The organism is Clostridium simiarum, from assembly GCF_018919175.1.
In the GTDB taxonomy this organism is placed as follows: Bacteria; Bacillota; Clostridia; order Clostridiales; family Clostridiaceae; genus Clostridium_L; species Clostridium_L simiarum.
In genome coordinates, this window is the sequence record NZ_JAHLQL010000004.1 from 116,238 (window position 1) to 134,965 (window position 18,728).

The 18,728-nt window shown below is 29.9% G+C and carries 13 protein-coding genes; 10 read left to right on the forward strand and 3 right to left on the reverse strand.

The window, feature by feature from the left end; all coding sequences use genetic code 11:
* Positions 1–77 precede the first annotated feature (77 nt).
* From KQI89_RS12105 to KQI89_RS12115, 3 genes are all read left to right on the forward strand, one after another.
* Complete coding sequence (locus KQI89_RS12105) at positions 78–620, forward strand: transposase (protein WP_216457281.1); 543 nt, start codon at positions 78–80, stop codon at positions 618–620.
* A 254-nt stretch (positions 621–874) separates the two neighbouring features.
* Positions 875–1,543: a sugar transferase gene (locus KQI89_RS12110; protein WP_216457282.1), complete on the forward strand. Its 669-nt coding sequence runs from the start codon at positions 875–877 to the stop codon at positions 1,541–1,543.
* 333 nt (positions 1,544–1,876) lie between these two features.
* Positions 1,877–2,728 (forward strand): glycosyltransferase family 2 protein, encoded by an 852-nt coding sequence (locus KQI89_RS12115; RefSeq protein WP_216457283.1) that lies wholly within the window; start codon positions 1,877–1,879, stop codon positions 2,726–2,728.
* Between the two features lie 302 nt (positions 2,729–3,030).
* Here the strand turns inward: KQI89_RS12115 and KQI89_RS12120 are convergent, their stop codons facing one another.
* From KQI89_RS12120 to KQI89_RS12130, 3 genes are all read right to left on the reverse strand, one after another.
* Complete coding sequence (locus KQI89_RS12120) at positions 3,031–4,599, reverse strand: alginate O-acetyltransferase AlgX-related protein (RefSeq protein WP_216457284.1); 1,569 nt, start codon at positions 4,597–4,599, stop codon at positions 3,031–3,033.
* Positions 4,600–4,619: 20 nt separating this feature from the next.
* Positions 4,620–6,026, reverse strand: a complete 1,407-nt coding sequence (locus KQI89_RS12125; RefSeq protein ID WP_216457285.1) for an MBOAT family O-acyltransferase — start codon at positions 6,024–6,026, stop codon at positions 4,620–4,622.
* Between the two features lie 258 nt (positions 6,027–6,284).
* Positions 6,285–7,382: an LCP family protein gene (locus KQI89_RS12130; protein ID WP_246583094.1), complete on the reverse strand. Its 1,098-nt coding sequence runs from the start codon at positions 7,380–7,382 to the stop codon at positions 6,285–6,287.
* Between the two features lie 596 nt (positions 7,383–7,978).
* Here KQI89_RS12130 and rfbA point away from each other — a divergent pair.
* From rfbA to KQI89_RS12165, 7 genes are all read left to right on the forward strand, one after another.
* A complete protein-coding gene (gene rfbA / locus KQI89_RS12135) occupies positions 7,979–8,848 on the forward strand; it encodes a glucose-1-phosphate thymidylyltransferase RfbA (protein ID WP_216457286.1) in 870 nt (289 codons plus the stop codon).
* A 39-nt stretch (positions 8,849–8,887) separates the two neighbouring features.
* On the forward strand, positions 8,888–9,949 hold the full coding sequence (gene rfbB / locus KQI89_RS12140; RefSeq protein ID WP_216457287.1) for a dTDP-glucose 4,6-dehydratase: 1,062 nt from the start codon (positions 8,888–8,890) through the stop codon (positions 9,947–9,949).
* Positions 9,950–9,961: 12 nt separating this feature from the next.
* Complete coding sequence (gene rfbC, locus KQI89_RS12145; protein ID WP_216457288.1) at positions 9,962–10,519, forward strand: dTDP-4-dehydrorhamnose 3,5-epimerase; 558 nt, start codon at positions 9,962–9,964, stop codon at positions 10,517–10,519.
* A gap of 49 nt (positions 10,520–10,568) precedes the next feature.
* A complete protein-coding gene (locus KQI89_RS12150; protein WP_216457289.1) occupies positions 10,569–14,009 on the forward strand; it encodes an N-acetylmuramoyl-L-alanine amidase in 3,441 nt (1,146 codons plus the stop codon).
* Positions 14,010–14,387: 378 nt separating this feature from the next.
* Positions 14,388–15,791 (forward strand): oligosaccharide flippase family protein, encoded by a 1,404-nt coding sequence (locus KQI89_RS12155; protein WP_216457290.1) that lies wholly within the window; start codon positions 14,388–14,390, stop codon positions 15,789–15,791.
* 372 nt (positions 15,792–16,163) lie between these two features.
* Positions 16,164–17,213 carry an acyltransferase family protein gene (locus tag KQI89_RS12160; RefSeq protein ID WP_216457291.1) on the forward strand — a complete coding sequence of 350 codons (1,050 nt, stop codon included), beginning with the start codon at positions 16,164–16,166 and terminating at the stop codon, positions 17,211–17,213.
* The gene (locus KQI89_RS12165) at positions 17,210–18,673 is read left to right on the forward strand and encodes an oligosaccharide flippase family protein (RefSeq protein WP_216457292.1); all 1,464 of its coding nucleotides are present in this window, start codon (positions 17,210–17,212) and stop codon (positions 18,671–18,673) included. Before KQI89_RS12160 ends, KQI89_RS12165 begins: the two co-directional genes overlap by 4 nt.
* Positions 18,674–18,728 lie beyond the last annotated feature (55 nt).

Below are 18,728 nucleotides of genomic sequence, written 5' to 3' on the forward strand. Positions count from 1 at the left end.
TAGACCCCCGGGGGTCTATTTCCCATCTTTTTTGGCAATAATCCATAGTAATGAATATTAAAAGGAGTGAGAAGACTATGGGTTATCAGAAAAGAACCTGGTATCCTGGTGTTATTTATCATATAACTAGCAGGGGAAATAGAAAAGAAATTATATATAAAGACATAAGAGATAGGTATGTTTTTCTAAACATTATAGAAAACTCATTAGAATATTATAAAGGTGAATTTTCAATAATTTGTTATTGCATTATGAGTAATCACTTTCATCTTATGATAGAGACAAAAGATACTCATATTAAACATTTCATGAGTAGAATAAATAGTCAGTATGCCAAGTATTTTAATCAAAAGTATGAATATGTAGGTTATTTATTTCAAGGAAGGTACTATTCCCAGATTATAGATAGTGATTTAGAGCTGATGGAAGTAAGTAGATACATTCATTTGAACCCTGTAAGAGCTAACATAGTAAAGAAACCAGAGCATTATATATGGAGCAGTTATTCTATGTATTTAGGAATAGGAAAGAAAAGAATAGTTCAGACAGAAAAACTTATAGATTGTTTTAATACAATGAAAAATTATAAAATGTTTGTAGAAGAAGTGGGAAATGGTTAGGGAAATTGGGAAATTATTAGGGAAATCACCCCCGGGGCAGTATTTCCCTAAAAGGGAAATATGTCGGGAAATAGACAAAGTAGTCCTATGGACAAAAAAATACATAAATGATATACTAACTTTACAAAGTATATAACGTATACTATTTAGGGAGATTCATGAAATATATAAATTTATATGAATTTTATTTTTACGTTGAAAATAGTAATTAAATAAAATAGAATTAAAGTTTGTATGGAGAAAGGTGGAGTTTTATGCAAAATTTAAACACCACAGAGAGTTTTAGTATGTTAGCGAGTAGAGAAGAATATAAAAAAAGTAAGGTTTATTTTTTTGTAAAAAGAATTATAGATATATTAGGATCATTGGTAGGATTAATAATTGTAAGTCCTATATTGTTAATCACCGCCATTGCTATTAAATTAGATTCAAAAGGTCCAATATTTTTTGCTCAAGAAAGAGTGGGCCAATACGGCAAAGTATTTAAGATGTACAAGTTTAGATCTATGGTGATTAATGCAGAAGAGCTTTTAGATAAACTTAAAGAAAAAAATGAAATGTCAGGTCCAATGTTTAAAATGACTGATGACCCAAGAATAACAAAAGTAGGTAAATTCATAAGAAAGACAAGTATTGATGAATTACCGCAACTTATGAATGTACTAAAAGGTGAGATGTCCCTAGTAGGACCAAGACCTAATCTACCTAAAGAAGTTGGTAATTTTGAACCTTGGATGAGGGATAAGCTTATTGCAAAACCAGGACTTACTTGTTTTTGGCAGGTAATGGGTAGAAATAGTATAGATTTTGAAGATTGGATGAAACTTGACATAAAATATGTTAAGGAAAGAAACACAGGACTTGATATTATCCTTATTTTTAGAACCGTTAAAGTTCTGTTTGGTGATGAAAACGCTAAATAGTTTATAAGTGTAATGAGATTTTGATACCTGATTCAGTAATTGAATAATTAAGTAATTAAATCATTAAGTTGTTAAATAGTTAAGTGATTATCACTAAATTCTAGTTTCACATATTTGCTTAAGAATTGAGGGGAAAGCTTTAATCTCTGCCTCAATAATTTCTTTTAAGGTTTCTAATATGTAATATAAAAAAGTTTTATGTTATTATTCAATAAATAAAGATATAAATCATAAAAGTATAATGAATAAAAGTATAAATTATAAAAGTTAAGAGATAAGATAAAAAACATATAAAAAATCAAAAATAAGATAAAAATTAAAAGGTGATAAGTAATGAGTGTTACTATAATATGCCCACTATATAATGCAGAAAATTATCTAGAAAATCTAGATAACAGTTTAAAGATGCAAAAGAACGTACATATAGACCAAATAAAATATATTCTAACTGAAAGCAAAGACAATTCTGAAGCTATTTTAAAGAGCTTAGGTAGTGATTACAAGTTAATTACTAAAGGTGAATTTTCTCATAGTAAGACTAGAGAGCAAGCTGCTCTTGAAGCTTCCGGGGATATATTGGTATTTATTACTCAGGATATAATTATAAAAGATGAGCTTTGGCTTTATAATCTAACAAAAGACATAAGAGAAGGCAACTGTGAAGGCGCTTTCAGTAGACAGATTTGTGATAATAATACTATAGAAAAGTATATAAGAGAGAATAATTATCCAGGGGTATCTAGGACTGTATCTAAAGAGGATATACCTAAACTTGGACTTATGACTTTCTTTTTTTCTGATGCTTCTTCTGCTATAAAGAAAAGTGTATTTGTAGAGTTAAAGGGCTATGATGCCAAAGATCTTATAATAAGTGAAGATATGTATATTGCCCATAAGATGATAATGGCAGGATATAGGATTAAATATTCTGCAGAGTCTAAGGTTATACATTCTCATAAATTCACATTAAAACAGCTGTATAGAAGATATAATGATACAGGAAGATTTTTTAAAGAAAATAGCTATTTAAAACAATATGGTGCCAATGAAAGTGGTTTTAAACTTTTAAAATATGTCCTTAAAAGGGCTTTTGAAGAAAAGAATTTTGCTGTTATTTTTAATGTGATTCCTAACTTTGCAGCTAGATTTATTGGCATGAAATTAGGGCAAAAAGGAATTGGATAATTAAGATAATAGATGAAATTTTATATAAATTTAGTTTGTAAACGCAAGAAGAATATGGTATAATAATTTTGAGCTTATATAGAAGTAAAAAATAAATGCCCACAGGCACTTAAAACTATTCTTACTATCCAGGAACATTATCCAAGGTCAGGAAGGCGAGTTTAGTTTTCTAATCCTATTTTAACCTATGTTGTAAAAAGAGACTAACTAACGTTAGTCTCTTTTACTGCTTTTTTTGGGAAATACACCCCCGGGGGTGTATTTCCCAAGTTATTTCCCGAAGGGGAAATAACTTAGGAAACTCAATACAACTCAATTTTATTAACTTTAATTGCCGTTCCAGGCTTATCTCCAATGTCTAAACGGAACCTGTTGATATCTTCTATTGATAAATGCCGTACATCTATAAGATACTTAGTCTTTAAAGGTGTGGCTATAAATTTCAAGCTATCTTCTTCAGTAAAATCTGACTCTTCATCTTCTGTAGCCCAAAAGAATTGAAGTAGGGATATGTCTTTTGGTGGTTCTGAAAGCTCAAGATATAAATAGTTCACATTAGTTTCTGGTAGATACCATATTATGAAGGAGTCATCATAGCGTGACTCTAAATAATAGCTTCCATCAGGGTTTTTAACTTTTTCTATATACTTATAATTAGTGAATATATCCTTCTCATCTTCCTCAGATAAAGGAAGGGAAGTTTTGTTATAAGTATATCCATCTAATTCTTTTAAATCATCATCGAATAGGGCGAAGTCATAATCTAATAATTTGTATAGGTATCTTTCTACTATTTCAAAATAAATAATTTTAGTATTTTCTATGTTATAAGATAAATTAGAATGCATATCTGCCTGTATATTATGATGATCAATTCTATAGGAACTGTACTTATCAAGCTTTGGAAGTACGTTATAACTGAAGCTATCCATATAAGAGATCATCTTAGGTAACTTTTTATAAGTGTATCCATAGTCTATATCTAACTTATATTCATTAATCCAGCTTTTTAAACCCAGTAAACCATCTAAGTCCCCTGAATAAACTTCTTCCTTCATTCCCTCTATTTTGGGCATATCAACTATTGGATATTCCTTAGATAGATTTTGAAGAAGGGCTTCAGTAGCTAAGAAGGAACCTATATCATTCCAATGAGTATCTCTTTTATAATATAAATCTTTTTCACCTTTATTTTCTAATAGCAGTTTTTTAAAATCTATACTATTTACCCCAAGGTTATCTAGTTCTCTTTGAAGCCTATCAAGATTTCCTTCCTTTGAAGTATTTTCTTCAAAAGGCATGTATTCGGGATATATGGTGCTTTTATTTGGCGCCACGGTAAATAGGAAATAGATACCTCTATCTTTAAGATCCTTTTGTAGTTTTGCTAATTCTTTAGCAAGTTTTTTTATTTCCCAGTCCTCTAAAAGATTTGTTTTAGTGTAATCATCAAGTTCCTCAGCGGAATAAAGATAATCATTTTTCCCTATTATAACGCTGTCTTTATTTGTATTAACCCCCAAGAGTTTTACATCTAAAGTATTGTTTAACATGATAAATTGATCTCTAAATCCATAATTGTCATTAAAATAGTCCTCTATATCGCTAATAAATTCACTATTAAGAGGATTTCCTTTAAAGGATGGCATTTCCGCCTTTTTCCTCTTTTCATTTAACTTAGGTGGATCAAATAAGTTTGTACTCATTTCAATTAATGGTAAAGCTATAATAATGAGAAATATTGAAATATATAATATTTTAAAAGTGTCAAATTTATGATTTTTTTTAAAAACATCTATTTTATCATTTTTTTTAAAAACACCCATTTTATTATTTTTCTTAAAAACATCAATTTTATTATTTTTGTTCATAATACACCTCCTTATGACCTTTAGAACTTAAAGTATATGAAAGGACTATAAGTTCCTGAAGATAATGCTGCCAAAGAGTATATTAAAATGATTAAAGAGAGGACATATTTTATTATATCTTTGCTTTTTAATCTATCAAAGACATTTTGAAATCTTTCATATCTTATAAAGCTAATTAGCACCGCTAATAATAATGCCACAAAGGTTTTTAAGGATATGTCCATATTATAAAAATTTATGCCCTGGGCGAAAGATAGAGTAAACATGGCTTTTAAATATCTTAAGGCATAACTTAAACTTTCTGAACGGAAAAATACCCAACCGATTCCTACTAATATAAAGCTTATTCCGTTGCTTATTATAGCAGGTAATTTTTTATAAACCTTTAATAGATATACTCTTTCTAATATAAGTAGCGTTCCATGATATATTCCCCATATTACAAAGGTCATGGCAGCTCCATGCCATAGCCCAGAAATAAGGAATACTATCCAAAGATTTATATAAGTCCTTTTAGTAGATACCCTATTTCCTCCAAGAGGAATATATATATACTCTTTTAAAAATCTAGATAAAGACATATGCCATCTTTTCCAGAACTCTGTGATGCTCTTTGATATATAAGGCCTGTTAAAGTTTTCAGGAAAATCAAAACCAAACATTTTACCTATTCCTACAGCCATATCAGAATACCCTGAGAAGTCAAAGAATAGCTGGAAGGTGTATAATACCATTCCGAACCAAGCATATTTTATACCTAGAAGGCTAGGATCTGTGGAGAATATATTATCTGCAACTAACCCTAAGCTATTAGCTATAGCAACCTTTTTGAACATACCAATAGAAAATCTCCATATTCCATAAGAAAATTTATCGAAAGAATGAGTTCTCTCTTTAAATTGTATTGAAGTTTCGTGGTATAACATTATAGGACCTGCAATAAGTCTTGGAAATATCAATATGTATAGTACATAATCTAAAGGATTTACATAAGATTTATCCTTATCTTTATAGATATCCACTATGTAGCTTATTTGTTGAAAAGTTATGTATGAAAGTCCTATTGGAACAGATAACTTTCTCCAGGTTAAAGGAGCAAATCCAGCTAAATAGGTAAATACATTTATTCCTGACAGGAAGAAGTCAATATATTTATAACCTGCTAATATTCCAATATTAAAAACCAAAGATAATACTAAAAATAGCTTTCTAGATTTACCTTTAGAAATTTCCATAATGGATATTAATATGTAATTTATAGCTATGCTTGCAAGAAGAACAATTAATGTGTTAGGTGAACCCCAAGCATAAAAGACAATGCTAGCTAATAAAAGTACATAGTTTTTAATTTTATCATGACTTAAATAATAAATTAAAAGACATAAAGGTAAAAATAAGAAAATAAAAATATTAGAGTTAAATGCCATAATATCAAGCTTTGATAAAGAAATTCAAAGCTTTACCTCCCTTCCTAAGTGAGATTTATTTAAATAAGATTTATTCCATGTTTAGAAGACCTTGATATATATTATATATTTTAATTTGTCTCTTGAAAACATTTAAAAAAATGTAAATACCCAAAGTTCTTTATAATATAAGTAAATAAATGGAATCACCCAAAGGTGGTTCCATTTATTTATAGAAAATGTGTACTGTATTTTTCATGTCAGTTGCTAATTTAAAGATTATTTTTTAGGTTGTGGTTTTATATCATTAAATATATAATCATACATTTGCTTAGAAGTTTGTTTTATGTCATAAACTAAATACCATACTCCATTTATTGTTTGACCACCGTCTTTAAAGTAGCCATCCACAGGAAATCTTTCCTGTTCCAAATCCTTTAAGCCAGAAGTTAATACATCAGTTCCAATTTTTAATATTTCTGCTTTTGATAAACTTGTTTCTACCATAGGTAGAACGCTATTTATAATGGCAGGATATTTAGTAACTCCTGCTGAAGTTACTTTATTAAATAAAGCATTTAATACTGTTCTTTGTCTTCCAGCTCTATCAAAATCTCCATTACCTAAATTCCTTGTTCTTGTATAGGCTAATGCCTGTTTTCCATTAAGAGTTTGAAGACCAGGGTTTTTTATAAATGGAGGTTTATATTTACCTAAAAAGGCAAGTTCATTCATCATCTTATTAACTTCTTCAATTTCTTCCTTTTTCACATCTATTTCTATACCACCGATAACATCTATTATATCTTGTAGATGATAAAAATTAACTGTGGCATAATCTGTTATGTTTAAATTAAAGTTTTTATTTATAGTTTTTATAGCTAATTGTGGTCCACCAAAAGCATAGGCGTGATTTAACTTGTCCTTTCCGTGTCCGTCTATATCTACATAACTATCACGCATTAAGGAGGAGAGTTTAAGCTTATTATGTTCTGTGTCTATGGTTAAAACCATTACTGCATCAGAACGTCCCTTTTCACTACTATCTCTCTCATCTGTACCAAATAAAGCTATGTTAGTGATATTCTTATTTTTTCCGCTTTCTTGTAATTGTTGCACAAGCTCCTTATTTATACCTAAATCATCATGGTTATCAGATATTTTTTGTCCCTTTATACCATTTAATATGTTGAAAATGTAGAAAAAAGAAACTCCTAATATAAAGAGAAATACAAGTAATAAAGAAGTAAGTATTATCTTTGAAGCTTTAGACCTTTTTTTAGGTTTTTTAGATTTTCTAGGTTTACCTTTTGTAGACCTATTTTTTACAGGCTTATTATTTTTATCGTGATACTTTTCCATTCTACTTTGTGACATATTAAACCATCCTTTTAATCCTTTATAATACATAAATTAATATGAATAGGGTTTTTTATATAAATTATAATCCTTTATAATACATATAACTTAGTATGAATAGGATTTTTATATTAAGTCATAATCACTTATAATAAATAACTTAATATGAATAAGGCTTTTATACAAATTCTAATCCTTTATAATACATAAGTTAATATAAAGAGGATTTTTCTACAAATTATATACGTATACTATAATTTAATTGTCATGTTTTAAATAAAATTAAATTATAGCATTTCTGCATTTATGGATATAAGAGAATCATATTTTAAATTTAATGTTTTAAATAAAATTATAGCATTTCTGCATAACAAAATAATACACATTTATAGCTATATAGTCAAATCTTTAAATTTGTGTAGTTTCTAGTGTTTTTTACTCAGATAATAGACTTTTAATTCTATTCAAAGTATAATATAGATGTATTTTAATGAAAATCACATCTATGGTTAGTTATAGTATTCTACGTTTTTAAAAGGCTTTTAATTTGCATTATATATATATTTGAATAGAAGGCCTTATAGCAATAATTTTACGATTTAGGAGGAACTTTAATGAAGGGAATTATTTTAGCAGGAGGTTCTGGTACCAGACTTCACCCTGTAACTAAGTCAGTTTCTAAGCAAATATTACCTATTTATGATAAACCTATGATATATTATCCTCTTTCAGTTCTTATGCTAGGTGGTATTAAAGATATACTTATAATATCAACCCCTAGAGATATTGAGTCTTTCAAAGAACTTTTAGGAGATGGAAGTCAAATAGGAGTAAACTTTCAATATGCAATACAGGAAGAACCGAGAGGACTTGCTGATGCTTTCATCGTTGGAGAGGAATTCATAGGAAAAGATAAAGTTGCTTTAGTATTAGGAGACAACATTTTCCACGGATATGGTTTTTCTGAAAGATTAGAAAGAGCAGCCTCTAGAGAAGAAGGAGCTACTATATTTGGATATCATGTAAGTAATCCAAGGGATTTTGGTGTAGTGGAGTTTGATTCTAATAACAATGTAATTTCCATAGAGGAAAAGCCAGAAGTACCAAAATCAAACTATGCAGTTCCTGGGTTATATTTTTATGATAATGATGTGGTTGAAATAGCTAAGAATATTAAACCTTCTAAAAGGGGAGAACTTGAGATAACTGCTGTGAATAATGAATATTTGAGAAGGGGCAATCTTAAGGTAGAACTTTTCGGAAGAGGTATGGCTTGGCTAGATACAGGTACTCATAGGGGTCTTTTAGATGCTGCTAATTTTGTAGAGGCCATTCAAACAAGGCAAGGTCTTTATATTGCTTGTATTGAAGAAATTGCCTACAGAAAAGGGTTCATATCAAAAGAAGAACTAATAGCTTTAGCAGAACCTCTTTCAAAGATAGAATATGGTCAGTATCTTTTAAAGGTTGCAGAAGAATCTTAGCAGGGAATATTAAAGGAAGAGAAAGGATAGATTAGAAATATGAAAACTTATTTAGTTACTGGTGGCGCAGGGTTTATAGGCTCAAATTTTGTGCTTTATATGCTAAAAAAATACCAAGATATAAGAATAATAAATCTTGATAAGCTAACCTATGCTGGAAATTTGGAAAACCTAGAGGAAGTAAAGCACAATAAAAATCATATATTTGTTAATGGTGACATATGTGATAAAGAACTTATTGAAGATTTATTCCAAAAGTATGATTTTGATTATGTGGTAAATTTTGCTGCAGAATCACACGTAGACAGAAGTATAAAAGAACCTGAGATATTTGCAAAGACAAATATAATAGGTACTGTTAATTTACTAAATGTAGCTAAAGAATCATGGGAGACTCAAGATTCATGGAAGGAAGGAAAAAAATTCCTTCAGGTTTCTACTGATGAGGTTTATGGCTCTTTAGGGGACACTGGATTCTTCACTGAAACCACACCTTTAGATCCTCATAGTCCATATTCTTCAAGTAAAACTTCAGCGGATCTTATGGTAAAAGCTTATTATGACACCTTTAAGATGCCAATAAATATAACTAGGTGTTCAAACAACTACGGACCTTTTCAGTTTCCAGAAAAGTTAATACCTTTATTAATCAACAATTGTTTAAACCATAAAGATATTCCTGTATATGGCGATGGTCTTAATGTTAGAGATTGGCTATATGTAGAAGATCACTGCAAGGCTATTGATATGGTTATAAGAGAAGGCAGACTTGGTGAGGTATACAATGTAGGTGGACATAATGAGAGGACTAATATAGCCATAGTTAAAACCGTTATTGACTACTTAAATAAAAATGTAGATTCAGCTATAACAGAAGACCTTATAAAATACGTAGAAGATAGAAAAGGTCATGACAGAAGATACGGTATTGATCCAACAAAGATTAAAGAAGAACTAGGTTGGTACCCAGAGACTGTATTTGAAGAAGGTATTGTTAAGACCATTAAATGGTATTTAGATAACAAAGAATGGATGGAGCATATAACTTCTGGAGATTATCAAAATTACTATAAAAACATGTATGGCCATGAAATTTCTTAGGTGGTGAGTATTTTGGGACAGTTTAAGTTTGAAAAAACATCTATTGAAGGCTTGTATATTATAGAACCTAAGATCTTTGGGGATCATAGGGGATATTTTATGGAAACCTACAACTATAATGACTTTAAAGCTGCTGGATTAGACATGGTTTTTGTTCAAGATAACCAGTCAAAATCAAGAAAGGGCGTACTTAGAGGATTACATTTTCAAAAGAAGTTTCCTCAAGGTAAGCTTGTTAGAGTAATAAAAGGTGAAGTATTTGATGTGGCTGTAGACCTTAGGAAAGATTCAAAAACCTATGGTAAGTGGTATGGGGTTGTTTTAAGCGAAGAGAACAATAAACAATTTTATGTACCAGAAGGCTTTGCTCATGGATTTTTAGTAATGTCTGAAGAGGCAGAGTTTGTATATAAATGTACAGACTTTTATCATCCTGAATTTGAAGGCGGCATAGTATTTAATGACCCTGATATAGGTATTAAGTGGCCTTTAAATGATATAGAAGAGGTGCTTTTATCTGAAAAGGATAAAAATGCACCAGGATTTAAAGAGATTAATATCTCATTTTAATGGTTCTTTTAACAATTAAAATATCAAAACAAAGGGGGGAAATTTATTAATGTATAAACTCATTAGGAAGATATCCTTAGTGGGGGTTTTAATACTCTTCCTAACGTTTCCTCAAAATTTAGCTGTACAAGCATCTGCTGAAACATTACCTTTGAAAGACATACCAATAGTATCTAACACAGGTATTACAGTTAAACAGATGGAGGATTGGGCAAGAAAAAATAATGCTACAGAAACTTTTATTTCTTTAGCTAAATTATATGTGGAATTGGCTCCTAGTCATGGAGGGGTAAATCCTGCTATTGCTTATGCACAATCAGCAAAGGAAACAGGCTATGGTAGATTTACAGGGGTTTTAGATGAATCTTTCAATAACCCTTGTGGAATGAAAACCTCAGCAGGTGGAGGAGATAGTGACCCTTCAGCTCACCAAAGATTTAACAGCTGGGAAGAAGGAATAAAAGCTCATTTAGATCACTTAGCAATATATGCAGGAGCGGAAGGATATCCAAGAAAGGATACTTTTGATCCTAGACATTTTTCGTTTTTAATGGGACGAGCTAAGAATCTTTCAGACCTAGGTGGAAACTGGGCCCCTTCTCTTAGTTATGGTACACAAATAATTGACATGATAAATATTATGATAACTGGTTCTCCAGTTAAAAAGTTACCAAACAAAATGTTTATAGATACACCTATTCAAAATCAAAATTATTTAGATAGTAGTGTGGAAGTTTCTGGTTGGGCTTTAAACAACTATGGCATAAAGAAAGTATCTTTTTATGTAAATAACAATTTGGTAGGTGAAACCAATACAGGAGTTAATAGACCAGATGTAGATGCTGCGTTTCCAGGATATCCATCAGGAGATAAGAGTGGTTATTTCTTCTCTATTCCAGCAAGTGCTATACCACAAGGTGAAAGCATATTAAAAGTTGAGGCACTAGGAAAAGATGGAACTATCCAAAAGGAAGAAAGAACTATAAACAGTATAAAGAAGACTAACAAGCCTTCGAAAATGTTTATAGATGATCCTAAAATTGATGAAGTGATTAGTAATAAAGATGTGGTACTTTCAGGATGGGCACTTATGGGCTCAGGAGTTAAGAATATTAATGTTTATGTAAATGGAAACTTTATAAGTAGTATAGGCACAGGAGTTAATAGACCAGATGTAGATGCTGCATTTCCAGGATATCCTCTAGGGGATAAAAGTGGATATTATGGAGTAATTCCAGCAAAACATTTTTATTCAGGTAAAAACACTATAACTGTTGAAGTTATAGGCAATGATGGAACTACTCAAAAGGAAGAAAGAAATATAAACTTTATAATGAAGACTAATAAGCCTTCAAAAATGTTTATAGACGACCCTAAGACTAATCAAGTGATTAATAATAATGATGTGGTACTTTCAGGATGGGCACTTATGGGCTCAGGAGTTAAGAATATTAATGTTTATGTAAATGGAAACTTTATAAGCAGTATAACCACAGGAGTTAATAGACCAGATGTAGATGCTGCATTTCCAGGATATCCTCTAGGGAATAAAAGCGGATACTATGGAGTAATTCCAGCAAAACATTTTTATTCAGGAAAAAATACTATAACTGTTGAAGTTGTAGGTAATGATAACTCTGTAATAAAAGAAGATAGAACAATAAGCTTTGTATCAAATAACTCAAAACCTACTATTAATGAAATTGTTACTGATAAAATTTCACCACAAAAGGTAGGAAGCAATATAAGAGTTTCAGTTAATGCAAGTGGAAGCAATCTTCTTTATAAGTTTTGGATACATGATGGGAACTCATGGAAGATTGTACGAGACTATTCAGCTTCTAATACATATGATTGGAAGCCATCAAAAGAAGGTACTTATAGAGTTTGGGTTGATATAAAAGATAAAAATTCTAACAATACTGTAGATCATTCTAAAGAGATTTACTACTCCATAAAAAACCAAGTTGGAAAGATTACTTCTTTAACTACAGATGTCAATTCACCTCAAAGCTTTGGAAAGTCTATAAACATAAAAGTTCAGTCAAGTGGATTCATAAATCCTGTTTATAGGTATTGGATAAAGGATGATAGAGGTTGGAGAGTAATTAAAGATTATTCAACTAGTAATTCTATTCAATGGACACCACAAAGATCCGGTGAGCATGGAATATGGGTAGATGCTAGGGAAAGTGTTTCAAACGGAGATGTAGAACACTCTCTTGAAATTCCATACTATATAAACCCACAAATAAAAGATATAACTGTAGACGGTGTATCTTCTAATACAGGAATTTCACCAGCACCTTATAAAGGAAAACCAGTTAATATAGCTGTAAATGGAGCTGGAGAAAATGTTTTATATAGATTTTGGATTTCAGATGGTATAAAGTGGAGAGTTATAAGAGATTATGATTATAGCAATAGCACTACATGGACACCTACTATATTAGGAAAGCATGGTATTTGGGTAGAGGCTAAAGCCTCCAATTCACCAAATACTTATGATGTTTATAAGTCTGTAGACTATGAAATAATTGGTGGACAACCATTAAGTGTAACTACAAGTGTTGCTTCCCCGCAAAAGGCAGGAAATACAATTACTGTTAAGGCTAATGGTGGAAGAGCTATAAATCCTCTATATAAATTCTGGGTAAGTGATGGTATACAGTGGACTGTGGTTCAAGATTATTCTACTTCCAATACATTTAATTGGAAACCTACATCAGGAGGATCTTATAAAATCTGGGTAGATATAAAGGATAAAAATTCACAGAATTCCGCTGACGAATCTAAGGAAATTCCATTTATAATAGAAGGATCTTCTATTAAAAGTAAGACTATAGTAATAGATCCAGGTCATAACCACGGTGGAGATGATGGTGCTTATGCTAAATTTGATGGTATAACTTATTCTGAAAGAGATCTAAATATGGAGGTAGCATTAAAGCTTAAAACTTATTTAGAGTCTTATGGATTTAATGTAATACTTACAAGACAACCAGGAGAGATACTTAAAGATGATCTTCAGACTAGTTTAAGGAAGAGAACAGAAATAGCAAATAAAGCAAAGGCTGACTTCTTTATAAGCCTTCATCATGACAGTGGAGCATCTTCAGCTAGTGGTATAAGTACACACTATAGTAGTTATAGACCAACTCTTGATAATGAAGGAGTGGCACCAGGAGTAGATCCAGGTGGATATAGCTATGATAATTTACTTATAGATTATACACCATGTAAAGAAGCCATAATTAGTAGAGAATTAGCAAATAAACTTGTTAATGGCTTAAGTTCAGAGCTGGGATATACAAACAGAAAAGCTCACGATCATGGATTAGCTGTAACTAGAAATATAGACGTGCCTTCTGTGCTCTTAGAATTAGGCTTTATAACCAATAAGAATGAAGCTATAAGATGTGCAGATTCCACAGAACAACATAAAAAAGCTAAGAAAATAGCAGATATAATATTTGATTACTTCAAATAAAAGAGATAAAACCCTTGTATATTTATATTTACAAGGGTTTTTGTCTATTTATCTGATGACTAACCCGCTCTAATATTCCTATCTTTTTCAAAGCGGAATAAAGATCGGTTACGTCCCTGGATAACGATTTCTAAGCTTTATAGGGAGCAAAGCTCCATCTAAAGGCAAGAACTCTGTTTATCCGATGACTACCCGCTCTAATACTCCATCTTTTTCAAAGTGGGAATAAAGAGCGGCTACGTCCCTGGATAACGATTTCTAAGCTTTAGAGGGAGCAAAGCTCCATCTAAAGGCAAGAACTCTGTTTATTGCAAGTAGACATAAATAGATAAATTATGATATTATAAGCGAGAAGTTTAAATGTAAGCGAGTGAGAATATGAATAGTAAGTTAAAAGATTTTACATACACTTTAAGTGCAAATATACTAAATTTCGCCATAGGAATTGTTACAGGATTTTTACTTCCTAAATTTTTATCTATAGATGATTATGCAGCTATTAAAGTATTTACTTTCTATATAGGTTATGTGGGATTTATGCATTTAGGATTTATAGATGGTATACTTTTAAGATATGGTAGCTATGATTATAATGAATTGCCAAAGAAAAAGTTTAGAGCTTACTTTAAGTTTTTGCTTTTATTTCAAGTTATAATTATGGCAGTAATGATGGGTGTAATTTCAATGACTACCATAGATCCTTCAAGAAGAACTATTTTTAATTTTGTTGCTATTAATATGTTAATTATGAATTTAACTACATTTTTTTCCTTTATTCATCAATTCACAAAGGAATTTAAGTTATTTTCTTTTAACTTGATACTAACTAAACTATTTTACGTAATAGGATGTTTACTTTTATTTTATGTACATAATTTTGCCCATGGAGCATATATAATCCTTCAAACAGGAGTTAATTTAATAATTCTTCTTATATACATATATTTTGATAAGGACTTAGTATTTGGAAAGTCCGAATCTATTAGGGACAATATTAAAGATATTAAAGAAAACATAAACATAGGCTTTTTTGTTATGATAGGTAACTTTATGAACATTATCATAATAGGTATAGATAGGTTATTTATAGATAATTTATTTACCAAAGAAGATTTCGCTATGTACTCCTTTGCCTATTCTATTGTATCCTTATTTTATATAGTATTGAACTCTTTAAATACAGTGATGTATCCTTATCTTACAAGGACTCCTAAAGAAAGGCTTAAGGATATATATGGAGATATTAAAACCTCTGTAAGCATAATAATTGGTGCTAGTCTTAGTGGATTTTTTGTGATTAAATTTATAGTTATAAGATTTTTAAGTAACTATGTAGATTCTCTAGGTATTCTTATATTTTTAATACCTACAGTGCTTTTAAGTGCACAAATATCTGTATTGATATCAAACTTTTATAAAGTACTAAAGCTTACAAAAGAATACACTAAAAATAATATAATAGCATTTTCCTTAGGTGTTATAACTAACACCATAGCTTATTTTACCTTTAAGAGCACTTTATCTATAGCTGCTGCTAGTTTAATATCCTTTATGATTTGGGTGCTTTATTCAGACGGCTTTTTTATGAAAAAGCTTCGTATTAAAGTTTATAGATCTATATTACTAGAAGTTTTTATAATAGCTTTATTTTTATTTACCTCTTATTTTATGAATTGGTACATAGGATTAATGACTTATGTAATATGTTTCGGAGTATTTGTATTTGTATTTTATAAAAAGGATATAATGAGTTTTATAGCTATGATTAAACCAAGAAAATAAGCTATATATGCAGTGATTTATAGCTTTACATAGAGTTTACTAAAAGTGATTTATAGATTTGTATAGAGTTTGATAAAAATGATTTATACAGGTTATTAAAAGAAATAGAATTTCATAGCTAAAGTTCAAAAGAGAAGTCTCCTTGAAGAGAACTTTAGCTATGAAATATCATAAGATTATTCAAAGATTTAGGTTCATAATATATTTATTAACCACTTATTCTAAGATCACTGAGGAAGCTTCTAAGGTGATTGAAGTTCATAATATATCTCTTAACTTGAATCTAAGAATCCTTGATTATAAGTAAATACAAAATTTTAAGGAATATATCAAAGAATTGCGTCAAGGAACTAATAAGGAGTATGGTTTAAAATGAGAAATAAAGAAATGGCAATGTTAAAGGCCATAGGTATAATACTTGTAGTAATGACCCATGGCTATCAAATATTTTTGTGGTTTTCACCCTATTCTTTCCATATGGCACTTTTCATATTTGTGTCCGGATATTTATATAAAGAAACTTATGAGGACAATGTGCCAAAATACATATTAAAAAAGGTTAAAAGGATGCTTGTACCTTATTTTATATATAATATAGTTTATGCTTCAATAACTTACTTTTTAATGATAAGATATAACATAACCCTAGGAGAAAAACCAAACCTATTTAATTTCTTTGTTCAGCCCTTTATAGATGGGCATCAATATCATCTATTTTTGTCGGGATGGTTTTTAATTGAATTGTTTTTAATTCAAGCGTCCTTTGTGATTATTTATAAATATTCTAAAAAGGTTACTAAAAATGACTATTTGCATTTACTATTATTTTGTTTAATGGGCCTTGCAGGTACTTATCTTGCAAAGATTTATCCTAAGCCAAAGGGCATATATCTACCTATAATCAGAACTATGTTCTGTATGTTCTTCTATTATTTTGGAATATTTTACAGGAAAAGATTAGAGGACAAGAACCTTTTTAGAAGTAGAAATATGCTAATAGTATTTATAACACAGGTTTTCTGTATAGTTAAGTTCGGGATAATAGATTATGAGCTAGCTTGGGCAAATTATTATGGAAGATTAGTTCTTCCTTTTGTGGTAAGTCTTACAGGAATATATATGTCTATTTTTGTGGCAAAGGCTATGGTTAAATTATTCCCAGACAATGATTTTTTATATACCATTGGGGAAAATACCATGCATATAATGTTAAATCATATGATTGTATTCTTTGTAATTAACGGGATTTTTTATAAATTGGGAGCCTTTGAGTTTGAAAAGTTAAATGACATTTGGTTTACATATAATCCAGGACATTTATGGCTTTTATACATAACCTTAGGTTTACTAGTACCAACTTATGTGACTTTGGGGATAAAAAGATTTCGATCAAAAATGGTCAAAGGAAGGAAAAATAAATGAGTAAATCTATAGCTAAAAATGCTTTTTATAAAATCTTATTGAATTTGTTTAATATAGTTATGCCAGTTATTATAGCCACTTATACTTATGGAGTAATAGATCAGACCTTAATAGGTAGGTATACTACTGCTTATTCTATTTTTAATTACTTCTTTATATTTGCGGGCTTTGGAATATATAACTATGCCATTAGAGAAATAAGCAAGGTAAGAAGTGATAAAAAGAAGATGTCTCAGCTTTTTACCAGCTTCTTTGTAATTGGAATAGCATCAAATATAGGAACGCTTATAATATATGTATTATTTAGTTTCTTTGCCTTTAAAGATACACCTGCATTTGTAGTGCATTTAATACTGGCTCTTAATATGATTTCCAATATATTTTATATTGAATGGGCAAATGAGGCTTTAGAAAACTACGGTTTCATAACATTAAAGACCATAGTGGTAAGGCTAATTTATGCAGTACTTTTATTTTTAACTGTAAAGTCTTCAGATGACTTTTTGATGTATGTATTTTTAACTACATTTTCAACCTTCTTAAATAATATCATAAGTTATTTTTACATAAAAAAAGGTGTAGGTTTTGATTTTAGTAATATAAAGATTAAAAGACATATTAAATTCCTTATACTGGTTATAATAATGTCTAATGGAAATGTACTTTATACTCAACTAGATAAGGCTATGTTAGGACTTTATGTAAGTGAGGTTTCCGCAGCTTATTATTCTGTGGCACATAATGTAATGACCATAATAAATGCCCTAGTACTTTCTGTAGTATTTGTAACCATACCAAGACTTGCTAATATCATAGCTGGCAAGGATAGGACAAAATACCTGAAACTTTTGAATAAAATAACTCAAACCTTATTTGCATTTTTATTTCCTGTAGCTATAGGGATGTTTATATTAGCTGAGGAGATATTTATCATATTTGGAAAAGGAAAGTATCCAGGGGGAGGGCCTGTGCTTGAGGTCTTCTGTGTTTACATGATATCCTTAGGTTTTGAAGCAATACTTACAAACCAGGTTATGTATGTAAACAAGAAAGAAAAAGAACTGGTTAAAATGATATTTCTTGCAGGGATTGTAAATACTATACTAAACTTAGTTTTCCTAAAGATGGGTATATTTAACGAAGTGACAGCTATAATTACAACTACATTTAGTAATTATTTACTAGTATTCTTTGAATATATTTATGTAAGAAAAGTCTTGAAACTAGAGTTTAAAATGTTTACCTTTAAGAATTTAAAATATTTCTTATATGCATTAACCTTTTTACCTATAGGCCTTATTTTTAAATCTACAATATCAAATATGTATTTATATATTGTAGCCACAGTAATAAGTTGCTCCTTTGTATATGCTTTCTTATTATTTATTACAAAGGATGCTATATGGGCTGTTGCTATGGATAGAGTGATACCCAAAGTGAAGAGTATAATGAAAAAGTAGATAATCAATAGGCAATTAGTTCATATATCTACATTAATTTTCAAATTGCTTCACA

What these genes read in the sequence shown, in the direction of transcription:
- KQI89_RS12160 (WP_216457291.1), top strand. Translation starts at nt 16,164, where the DNA reads ATGAGAAATAAAGAAATGGCAATGTTAAAGGCCATAGGTATAATACTT.
- KQI89_RS12150 (WP_216457289.1), top strand. Translation starts at nt 10,569, where the DNA reads ATGTATAAACTCATTAGGAAGATATCCTTAGTGGGGGTTTTAATACTC.
- KQI89_RS12155 (WP_216457290.1), top strand. Translation starts at nt 14,388, where the DNA reads ATGAATAGTAAGTTAAAAGATTTTACATACACTTTAAGTGCAAATATA.
- KQI89_RS12110 (WP_216457282.1), top strand. Translation starts at nt 875, where the DNA reads ATGCAAAATTTAAACACCACAGAGAGTTTTAGTATGTTAGCGAGTAGA.
- KQI89_RS12105 (WP_216457281.1), top strand. Translation starts at nt 78, where the DNA reads ATGGGTTATCAGAAAAGAACCTGGTATCCTGGTGTTATTTATCATATA.
- KQI89_RS12165 (WP_216457292.1), top strand. Translation starts at nt 17,210, where the DNA reads ATGAGTAAATCTATAGCTAAAAATGCTTTTTATAAAATCTTATTGAAT.
- rfbB (WP_216457287.1), top strand. Translation starts at nt 8,888, where the DNA reads ATGAAAACTTATTTAGTTACTGGTGGCGCAGGGTTTATAGGCTCAAAT.
- KQI89_RS12130 (WP_246583094.1), bottom strand. Translation starts at nt 7,382, where the DNA reads ATGTCACAAAGTAGAATGGAAAAGTATCACGATAAAAATAATAAGCCT.
- KQI89_RS12120 (WP_216457284.1), bottom strand. Translation starts at nt 4,599, where the DNA reads ATGAACAAAAATAATAAAATTGATGTTTTTAAGAAAAATAATAAAATG.
- KQI89_RS12115 (WP_216457283.1), top strand. Translation starts at nt 1,877, where the DNA reads ATGAGTGTTACTATAATATGCCCACTATATAATGCAGAAAATTATCTA.
- KQI89_RS12125 (WP_216457285.1), bottom strand. Translation starts at nt 6,026, where the DNA reads ATGGCATTTAACTCTAATATTTTTATTTTCTTATTTTTACCTTTATGT.
- rfbA (WP_216457286.1), top strand. Translation starts at nt 7,979, where the DNA reads ATGAAGGGAATTATTTTAGCAGGAGGTTCTGGTACCAGACTTCACCCT.